Annotated in this window: 1 protein-coding gene; it reads left to right on the top strand. The window is 40.3% G+C overall.

Annotated elements, in window-relative coordinates:
• Positions 1 to 128 precede the first annotated feature (128 nt).
• Positions 129 to 672: helix-turn-helix domain-containing protein (locus tag R8O11_RS28200; RefSeq protein ID WP_318194996.1), on the top strand; the 544-nt coding region annotated here is incomplete at its 3' end.

Here is a 672-nt window from a genome sequence, read left to right as displayed (position 1 = left end):
GTTGAGAATTTCTTAAAAATATAATTTTGGTTAACGCGAACAGGCTAGTTATCTTTAAATGAGGCTTAAGAACAACAACGAAAATAAATAACCGTGTTAGCCACTAAAACAGATTAAATACCACCATTATGACAGAACACGAAAATACCAATGAAGTACCGCTTTCGATTGAAGCGGGCACATTACTCAAAAACAAACGCGAATCTTTAGGTATGACTCAAAAGCAAGTTGCTGATCGCCTGAGACTTCGCGTTTCTGTTATTGAAGATATTGAAAACAACCGATTTGAATCTCAACAAGTAGCGACATTCACTCGCGGCTATTTGCGTTCTTACGCAAAGTTTGTCGGGCTAGATGAGAAAGTGGTGCTGGTTGCTCTAGAACAAACGGCAGATGTAAAGCCAAAAGAGCAAGAAATCGAAATGCAAAGTTTTTCTCGTAAAACCAAACACGAGAAACACAACAGCCGAATTATGTTGCTGACTTGGGTAATAGCCATTGTCATCATCGGTATCTCAGCAGCTTGGTGGTGGCAAAATCAGCAAGAAAATAGTCTCGCTCAAGTTGTAGCAGAGGCTAATGTTGAAACAAGCCAACCAAGTGCCGATGAAATTGCTGATATTGATCTAATGACCGAAGAGGAGCTGATCGCAAGTACTCCAGCAGAACTAG

Source organism: Vibrio sp. 1288, from assembly GCF_033344475.1.
The sequence above is the reverse complement of the archived record's forward strand: the minus strand, read 5'-3'. Positions and strand labels throughout refer to the sequence as shown.